This is a genomic window from Microcystis sp. LEGE 08355 (genome assembly GCF_015207185.1).
GTDB classification, from domain to species: Bacteria; Cyanobacteriota; Cyanobacteriia; order Cyanobacteriales; family Microcystaceae; genus Microcystis; species Microcystis panniformis.
Genome location: NZ_JADEXI010000736.1, coordinates 1 through 1996 on the forward strand (window position 1 = coordinate 1; position 1996 = coordinate 1996).

The 1996-nt window shown below is 52.0% G+C and carries 1 protein-coding gene and 1 pseudogene; both read right to left on the reverse strand.

All coding sequences use genetic code 11. The features are described from left to right. Window positions 1-1538: pseudogene (locus IQ242_RS23495) on the reverse strand (DNA-directed RNA polymerase subunit beta); the annotation flags it as partial. 196 nt (window positions 1539-1734) lie between these two features. Then, window positions 1735-1996: TatD family hydrolase (locus tag IQ242_RS23500; RefSeq protein WP_193961613.1), on the reverse strand; the 262-nt coding region annotated here is incomplete at its 5' end.

Here is a 1996-nt window from a genome sequence, read left to right on the forward strand (position 1 = left end):
GGGGAAACACAAACGTAGTCCACTTGTTCGGGGGAGGTGGTGGAGAATTCCTGCCGATAGCGCACTGGGATAGTTTCGCCGAGGATATAACCATTTTCATCGGTGGCCACGTCTCCCGGTGCGACTCTGAGATCGTCTTCTTCGTCGGCGGTGAGGTATTTAACGGGGAGATCGTAGCGGACTCGGCCATTTTCCACCGCATAACAGGGGGTTTCAATAAAACCGTAGTCGTTGACGCGGGCGTAGGTGGCCAGGGAACCGATTAAACCGGCGTTGGGACCTTCTGGGGTTTCCACGGGACAGATGCGACCGTGGTGGGAGGGGTGAATGTCGCGCACGGCAAAACCGGCCCGTTCCCGGGTGAGACCGCCAGGTCCAAGGGCGGAAATACGGCGTTTATGGGTCAATTCCGCTAGGGGATTGGTTTGATCCATGAACTGGGAGAGTTGCGAGGAACCAAAGAATTCTTTAATCGCCGCTACTAGGGGTTTCGGGTTGACTAGGGAAGCGGGGGTGAGGTTTTGGGATTCGCTGACGGTCATCCGTTCCCGAATGATTCTTTCTAAGCGGTTTAAACCTACTCGCACTTGGTTTTGGAGCAGTTCACCCACGGAACGGACGCGACGGTTGCCGAGGTGGTCGATGTCGTCGGTGTTGCCGATGTCGAATTCGAGGTTAATTAGGTAGTCGATCGCCGCTAAGATGTCGGTGGTGGTCAGAACGCGCTGGTTATCGGGGACGTTGAGGCGTAGTTTTTTGTTGAGTTTATAACGACCAACGCGACCGAGATCGTAGCGTTTATTGTCAAAAAAGCGCGATTCGAGCAGTTGTTGTCCGCCCGTGACGGTGGGAGGTTCCCCGGGGCGTAGTTTGCGGTACAGGTCGAGGAGTGCCTCTTCTTCGCTAGGATTGCCTTCTTTGTCGAGGGTTTTTTGGTAGAATTCGGGATGGCGTAGGGAGTCAAAGATTTCGTTATCGCTCAATCCGATCGCTTTCAGGAGAACTTGGGCGGATAATTTGCGAGTTTTGTCGATTCTGACCCAGACTAAGCCGTTTTTGTCGGTTTCAAATTTTAACCAAGCTCCTCGGTTGGGAATCAGGGAAGCGGAGTAGGTACGGCGACCGTTTTTGTCGATTTCGGCTTTGTAGTAAACGCCGGGGGAACGGACGATCTGATTGACGATGACTCGTTCGGCCCCGTTAATGATGAAGGTTCCCCGTTCGGTCATCAGGGGTAAATCGCCGATAAAGACTTCCTGTTCGATGTTTTCTCCCGTTTCTTTGTTGATTAGACGGGTGGGAACGTACATCTGAACAGAATAGCTGCTATCACGTCGTTTGGCTTCATCGACGTTGTATTTCGGTTCTTTGAGTCTGTAGTCCTGGCCGAGGAAATGTAGTTCTAATTTACCTGTATAGTCGCTGATGGGGGAAAAGCTGTTCAGTTCCTCGATTAGTCCTTCTTCCAAAAACCACCGAAAACTGGAGTGTTGGATTTCGATGAGGTCGGGTAAGAGGTTAAAGGTAAGATTGTTCATAGGGTTACAAGGGCTGATGACACGATAGCGACGGTCGGGAATTGCTCTCGGAGATCGGGGTTTTTAGGGGTTGGGTGTTGGATGTTAGGGTTTTAGGGTGTTGGGGTGTTGGGGTTTTAGGGTGTTGGGGTTTTAGGGTTTTAGTTGAATTCCCCCATTTCCCCGTCCCCTGCTCTGTGCTAATAAACTATGTTTTTTAACTGGGGAGTTGAAATAAGTTGCGGGCGTTGTGGGTGGTTTGTTCGGCTAGGGTTTCGACCGGATAGCCGCGCAGACGGGCGACGGTTTCGGCTACATGGAAGACGAAAGAGGGTTCACAGGGTTTACCGCGGTGGGGATTGGGGGAGAGAAAGGGGCAATCGGTTTCGATTAGTAGGCGGTCGCTGGGGACAATTTGGGCGGCAGCTTGCACGGTTTTACTGTTTTTGAAGGTGACGATGCCGCTAAAGCTGATATAA